We start from the raw sequence: 6305 nt of genomic DNA on the forward strand, positions 1-6305 counted from the left end.
CGGCGCCCTGAATGAACGAAAGGCGATTACCAGCCCGTCAGCAGCCGCACGAACCGCATCACAGGCCGCGCCTCGACAGGAGCGACAGCAGCAACAGAAGCCCGACCGGCCACCGGCGCGTGCACCCGCAAATGCACCGGCGTCAACGCCGACACCTCGATCCAGCCGCCGTGCGGCAGGCGATGAACGTCGCCCTCGTTCAGCAGCGTCTCCGTCATGAACACCGTCTCGCCGAGCCAGCCCGGCGGCGACACCACGCGCACCCGGCCCTCCGCCACTTGAAGCCATGCCCCCGCGTCGACCGACGTGCGCAAGGACTGGCCGGGTTCGAGAACGATCGAATCGGGCGCTTGGGAGAGAGTGGTGATCATGGCGAACCTCGGGTGGATGAGGGCTCATCGTAGGAATTTCGCCGCCTCAAAAACAGGCACACGCCATGGCTATTGCGACCGGAACAGTCGCGCCGCAACGGCATCTGTTATGGTCGTTTTTCCTCGCAACTGCATCTGTTTTTGGATGCGCTACAGGGGGAACATCGGCCCATGGACTCGCTACCGCTCTACCGCCAGCTTGCCGCGCACTACGTGGACGCGATCCACACCGGCTCGCTCAAGCAGGGCGACAAGCTGCCCTCGCTGCGCAGCCTGATGCGGCTGCACGACATCAGCCTGTCGACCGCGCTCCAGGTCTGCCGCGCCATGGAAAGCGACGGCTGGGTCGAGGCGCGCGACCGCTCGGGGTACTTCGTGCGCCGGCCGCAGCGGCTGGCCATCGCGCCGATGGAAGAGCCGGTGGCCGACGTGCCGCCCGATCCGGCGCAGTTCGTCAGCATGCGGGCGCGCATGGCCAACTTCATGGCGCGCGGGCGGCACACGGGGGTCAAGCTCAACTTCGCCATTGCGCGGGCGGCGCCCGAGCTGTACCCGGCCGAGGCGCTGCGCAATTCCATGACGCGCGCGCTGCGCCAGCGGCCCGAACTGCTGACCACCTCGTCGTCGCAAAGGGGCCACGAGCAGTTCCGCGAAGCGCTGGCACAACGCAACGTGCGCGTCGGCATGACGGTGGCGCCCGACGAGGTGCTGGTCACCAACGGCTGCATCGAGGCGCTGAATCTCGCGCTGCGCGCCATTGCCAAGCCCGGCGACACCGTGGCCGTGGAGTCGCCCACCTTCTACGGCCTGCTGCAGGTGCTCGAGAGCTTGGGCATGCGCGCGCTGGAAATTCCGACCAGCCCGCAGACCGGCATTTCGCTCGAAGCGCTCGACCTGGCCATCCACACCTACGACGACATCAAGGCCGTGGTGGTGGTGCCGCACCTGCAGAACCCCATCGGCAGCGTGATGCCCGATGCCAACAAGCAGCGGCTGGCGCACCTGTGCGAGAGCCACGGCATCGCGCTGGTCGAGGACGACACCTACAGCGACCTGGTCGAGACCGACGTGCCGCTGCGCGCGCTCAAGTCATGGGACCGCACGGGCAACGTGATCTATTGCGCCTCGCTGCACAAGGTGCTGGCGCCGGGGCTCCGGCTGGGCTGGATTACCGCGGGGCGCTGGCACGCACAGGTCGAGATGCTCAAGTACGCGCAGACGCGCAACAACGAGGCGCTGGCGCAGATTGCCGCGGGCGAGTTCATTGCGGGCGGCGGCTACGACCGCCACCTGCGCCGCCTGCGCGAACGGCTGCACGTGCAGCGCGACCAGACGGCGGACGCCATTGCAAAGTACTTTCCGGCGGGCACGCGGCTGAACCTGCCGCGCGGCGGGCTGCAGCTGTGGGTGGAGTTGCCCGAGCAGCGCTCGTCGGTCACGGTGTTCGAGGCGGCGTTGCGCGAACACATGGTGGTGGCGCCGGGCGCGCAGTTCTCGAACTCCGGGCGCTTCGACAACTACCTGCGCATCAACTGCGGCTGGCCGTATTCGAAGGCGGTCGACGCGGGGTTGCAGCGGCTGGGCGAGATCGTGTCGAAGGTGCGGCCCTCGCCGCCGCTGACGAGATAGTCGACGGAGCGGCCGGCCAGTCCGCCGGCGCGCCGACCTATGCGATGTAGAAAACCACCGCGTCGCGGCGCGCGGCAGCGTCGGCAAAGAAGCGCTGCACGCCCTGCAGGAACACCAGCAGCCTCGGCGCGTTCTCTTGCCAGAAGGCAGACCAATAAAGCTCGGCAAAGCCGTCGGGGTCGCTGGCGAAATCGCGCGCCAGCGCCTGCATGTCGAGCGGTGCGATGCGCGCCGCGCTGCGCTCCACGTGGCTGGCCGTGAGGTAGATGCAGCCCATGCCACCGGTGCCTTCGAGAAACTCGCCGTCCACGGCGGCGGGCAGCAGGCTGCGCACCACGTCCCAGGCCTGCTCGACGGTCTGCTGGGCATGCGGGCCCTCTTCGTCGGCCGGCGTGCGCAGGTAGCCCGGGACGCTGGTGGGATCGATCACCAGGCCGCGCAGCCGGTAACGGTCGATGGCGAAGAAGCTCGCGCCGATGCTCATACGCTGCGCTCCACGCGCGCGGCATGCGCCATGGCGTCCAGCGTGGCGCTGACCCCATCGACGTTGCGCTGCGCATTGGCAATGTTCTTGAAATGGTCCGGCGCGCAGATCTGGTTGAGCAGCAAGGTGCGCTTGAAATGCACCAGCGCCTGGCGCAGGTCGCCCAACTCCTGCGCTATCAGGCCGAGGTCGTTATGGGCGTTGGCCGCCACGGTCGAAATGCCCCGGCAGCTGCGCTCCTGGATGGCGAGCGAGCGTTCGTACAAGGGCTTGGCCCCGCTGAAATCGCGCCGTGCCGCCAGCAGGTCCGCGAAGTTGTTCAGCATGTTCGAGTACAGCTCGAAATCGCCCGTGCCTGTGCCCTTGCCCGCGCCCTGCCCTTGGCCTTCGCTCTCCGCGTTGCCGGCCGGGAGCTTGTCCAGGTGCGTCATGGCGCGCGCGTAGCAAAGCTCGGCCTTCAGCGGCTCGCCCGTGGTCGCATAGAGAAACGCGAGGTTGTTGAGCGCGCGCACCACCGCATCGGTCGAGCCGCCGCGTGCATCGGTGATGGCGAGGGCAATGGTTTTCTTGTACAGGGCCTCGGCCTCGTCGGGCCGGCCGGTCGAGGCGTACACCAGCGCCAGCGTGTTGGTCGGGCGCAGCCGCCAGCTGTCGCCCAGGCCCAGCTGGCCGATCATGGTCATGCATTCGTCCAGCGCCGCGATGGCCCTGTCGTGGCGCTGCAGTTGCCGGCGAACCTCGGCCAGGTTCACGAGGTGGGAGACCACCGCTTCGCCGGGGCCGCCGCACAGCCGGCGTGCCAGCTCTACCGCCTCGGTGCACAGCGCCTCGGCACGCTGCAGGTCGCCCTGGCGGAAGGCATCCATGTAGCGGTGCTCCTGGTTCTTCAACTGGGCCGCGGGGGAGTTGTCGACGATCACCGGCCTGGCGGCTTCGGGCGGTGCCGTGGCCGTGGCCGTGCGCTTCGGGACGGCAGGCGCCGCGTCTGGCCCGGCATCGTTCGCCGTTGCCAGCGTTTCCGTCTGCTGGTGAACCCACCAGATATCGGCCAGCAGCCACAGCAGCAGCACACCCAGGCACAGCTTCGCGCCCGGCAGGCTGCTCGTCGTGCCCACGAGCAACAGCAGCAACTGCGCCGCACCGCTGCGATAGCGCCCCAGGTAGAAGCGGTGCGCTCCCAGGAAACCGCCCACCAGCAACAGCAGCCAGGCGAGCGACTTGCGGCGGGGAGACGCGCTCATGGTTCGCCGGCGCCTGTTTCTTTTGGGAGCCCGCTTGCCTGCCTGCCGCTCAGTCGAGCAGTGCCAGGGCCGCGTAGTCGCCCACCTTTTCGCCGAGCCCGGCGGGCACCAGCTGCACGCCGCGCGTGAGGGGCGGCAGCTTGCCGTCGATCTGCGCCTGCAGCCGCGGCAGCAAAAAGTCGCGGTGGTGCCAGAACACGCTGCCGCCCAGGCTGATGCGCTGCAGGTCGAGCGTGATGACCAGGTTGTAGAGCATGCGGCCGATGACGCGGCACAGCGCATCGACGATTTCGACGGCATGCCGCTCGCCGGCGGACGCGGCCGAGAACAGGTCGGGGGCCGGCTGCCCGAAACGGCGGGCGATCGAGTTGCCGGCCACCAGCGCCTCGACGTCGCCAAGGTTGCCGCAGCCGCACAGCGCGCCGCTGGCATCGTCGACCACGAAGCTGTGGCCCGCGTGGCCGGCGTTGCCGTTCTTGCCGCGCAATGCACGGCCGTCCACGCACAGGCCGACACCGACGCCGGTGCTCCAGGTGACGTACGCGCAGTGGTCCAGCCCCTTCAGCGCGCCCCAATGGCGCTCTGCTTCGAGCCCCGCCACGGCGTCGTTCTCGACGCGCACGCGGCCAAAGCGCCGGGCCAGTGGAGCCTCGATGATCGCGGTCATCCAGGTGTTGGGCAGGCCGCGCGCCGGGCCGGCAATGCCGCCGCAGATGTTGGGCGTGGCCAGCTCGACCATGCCGCCATGCAGCTCGAAGGGCCCGGTCGACGAAACGCCCACCAGCTCGATGCTTGCCGCGTCGATGCCGTGCTCGGCGCAGGCCTCGTCGATCATCCGCATGATCTGCACGGCCACCGCGTCGTTGTCGCCGGTCTTGGCGGTCGGCTCGCTGCGGCGGCCGACCAGCGGCGCGTCGCTCGAAGCGGAAAGGCTGACGGCCACCTTGGTGCCGCCGATGTCTACGCAGGCTCTCATTGCGAGGGTTCTTCTCTAAAGGTCAGTCAGGTCAGGGGCTCGGTCTGTCTATCTATCTGTCTGTCTATCTGTCTTTCGTGCCGCTACAGCAGGCGCGCGACCAGCGCCGCGATCATGCTGAGCAGCACGGTGCTCGCGATGGGCAACTGCCAGTCGCGGCCGAAGGCGCGAAACTCGAAATCGCCGGGCAGCCGTCCGAAGCCGAAACGGCGCAGCCAGGCGGTCAGGCCGCTCATGAGCACCAGGGCAAGGACAACGACGATCAGCCAGCGGAACATGAACGACAGTCTAGGCCGTGAGGACGGCCATCGCTTGTCGGTGAAGTTCGGGCGTTGCGGCGGCAATGACCCTTCCGTCGGATTTCAGGCCCAGCGGCTGGCCCTGCCAGTCGGTGATGACGCCGCCCGCCGCCTCGATCAGGCCCGCCGGGCCCAGGTAGTCGTAGGGCTGCAGGCCGGTCTCGACCACCAGGTCGATGGTGCCGCCCGCCAGCTGGGCGTAGCCGTAGCAGTCGCCACCGAAACGGCGCATGGCGCACTGGTGGCTGAGCCGGTCGAACGCCACCAGGTCGGCCGGCGCGAAGATGTCGGGCGAGGTGGTGACGATGCGGGCCTTGGCCACCTCGGTGCAGCCGCTCACGCGAACGGGCTGGCCGTCGCGCGTGGCGCCCTTGCCGGCCTGGCCGATCCAGCGTTCCTTGAGCACCGGCATGTCGACCATGCCGAGCACCACGCGGCCGCCCTGGAGCACGCCGATGAGGGTGCCCCACAGCGGCGAGCCGGTGATGAAGCTGCGGGTGCCGTCGATGGGGTCGAGCACCCAGACGCGCTCGGCGTCGAGCCGCTCGGGGCCATGCTCTTCGCCGTAGATGCCGTCGGCGGGCACGCGGGCGCCAAGAATCTGGCGCATGGCGGTCTCGGCGGCACGGTCGGCCAGGGTGACGGGGCTTTCGTCGGCCTTGGTGATGATGTCGAGCGGCGTGCGAAAGTAATGCATCGACTGCGCGGCGGCGGCATCGGCCAGCGCTTGGGCAATCGGCGAGAGGTCGGTAGAAGAAGAGCTCATGAGAGGGAAAACACGTGCCAAAACCTGCGATTAGACCCGAGCCGGCGCGGGTTTGACACGAAAGGGCCTGCCGCCCTAGCATGACCCGGAAATTGCCCCGGACTGCCGCATGCCCTCATTCCACACCTTGCGCGCCGCGCTGCTGGCCCTGTGCCTCGGCGCCGCGGCCCTGCTGGCCCAGGCAACGCCCTCGGCCACGGAAGACAAGCTGATCGCGACGCTGATCCAGCGGGTGTCGACGATGTCGGCGATGGTGTTCCTGCGCAACGGCAACGAGTACACGTCGGCGGATGCGGCGAAGCACATGCAAGCGAAGTACGACTACTTCAAGAAGGAACTGGTGACGGCGGAGGATTTCATCGAGCGCTGTGCGTCGCGCTCGGAGATGACGGGGCAGGCGTATCGGGTGAAGCTGTCGGACGGCACTGTGAAAGACGCGAACGCGTTCCTCAATAGCGAACTGCGGGTGCTGCGGCAGCAGGTGAAGAAGTCCTAGGCGTGGAATTCGGGGTCCGTTCAGGGCGAGTGCGACTGACACC

Annotated in this window: 8 protein-coding genes; 2 read left to right on the top strand and 6 right to left on the bottom strand. The window is 68.4% G+C overall.

What is annotated here, in order from left to right; genetic code table 11:
- Positions 1 to 26: 26 nt before the first annotated feature.
- Positions 27 to 371, bottom strand: coding sequence for a hypothetical protein (locus DBV14_RS32875; protein WP_124466382.1), 345 nt, complete (start codon positions 369 to 371; stop codon positions 27 to 29).
- A gap of 171 nt (positions 372 to 542) precedes the next feature.
- Between DBV14_RS32875 and DBV14_RS32880 the strand changes: the two genes are divergently transcribed.
- Positions 543 to 2000, top strand: coding sequence for a PLP-dependent aminotransferase family protein (locus DBV14_RS32880; protein WP_124466385.1), 1458 nt, complete (start codon positions 543 to 545; stop codon positions 1998 to 2000).
- A 37-nt stretch (positions 2001 to 2037) separates the two neighbouring features.
- Here DBV14_RS32880 and DBV14_RS32885 read toward each other — a convergent pair whose 3' ends face one another.
- From DBV14_RS32885 to hisN, 5 genes are all read right to left on the bottom strand, one after another.
- Positions 2038 to 2484: a DUF1877 family protein gene (locus tag DBV14_RS32885; RefSeq protein WP_124466388.1), complete on the bottom strand. Its 447-nt coding sequence runs from the start codon at positions 2482 to 2484 to the stop codon at positions 2038 to 2040.
- Complete coding sequence (locus tag DBV14_RS32890; protein WP_124466391.1) at positions 2481 to 3725, bottom strand: tetratricopeptide repeat protein; 1245 nt, start codon at positions 3723 to 3725, stop codon at positions 2481 to 2483. Before DBV14_RS32890 ends, DBV14_RS32885 begins: the two co-directional genes overlap by 4 nt.
- A 49-nt stretch (positions 3726 to 3774) precedes the next feature.
- The gene (locus tag DBV14_RS32895; RefSeq protein ID WP_124466394.1) at positions 3775 to 4701 is read right to left on the bottom strand and encodes an ROK family protein; all 927 of its coding nucleotides are present in this window, start codon (positions 4699 to 4701) and stop codon (positions 3775 to 3777) included.
- A gap of 83 nt (positions 4702 to 4784) precedes the next feature.
- The gene (locus DBV14_RS32900; RefSeq protein ID WP_093245072.1) at positions 4785 to 4979 is read right to left on the bottom strand and encodes a DUF2905 domain-containing protein; all 195 of its coding nucleotides are present in this window, start codon (positions 4977 to 4979) and stop codon (positions 4785 to 4787) included.
- A gap of 10 nt (positions 4980 to 4989) precedes the next feature.
- Complete coding sequence (hisN, locus tag DBV14_RS32905; RefSeq protein WP_124466397.1) at positions 4990 to 5766, bottom strand: histidinol-phosphatase; 777 nt, start codon at positions 5764 to 5766, stop codon at positions 4990 to 4992.
- Positions 5767 to 5893: 127 nt separating this feature from the next.
- Between hisN and DBV14_RS32910 the strand changes: the two genes are divergently transcribed.
- Positions 5894 to 6262 (top strand): DUF5329 domain-containing protein, encoded by a 369-nt coding sequence (locus DBV14_RS32910; RefSeq protein ID WP_260397317.1) that lies wholly within the window; start codon positions 5894 to 5896, stop codon positions 6260 to 6262.
- Positions 6263 to 6305 lie beyond the last annotated feature (43 nt).

Origin of the sequence: Variovorax sp. KBW07, from assembly GCF_003852515.1 — a bacterium.
In the GTDB taxonomy this organism is placed as follows: domain Bacteria; phylum Pseudomonadota; class Gammaproteobacteria; order Burkholderiales; family Burkholderiaceae_C; genus Variovorax.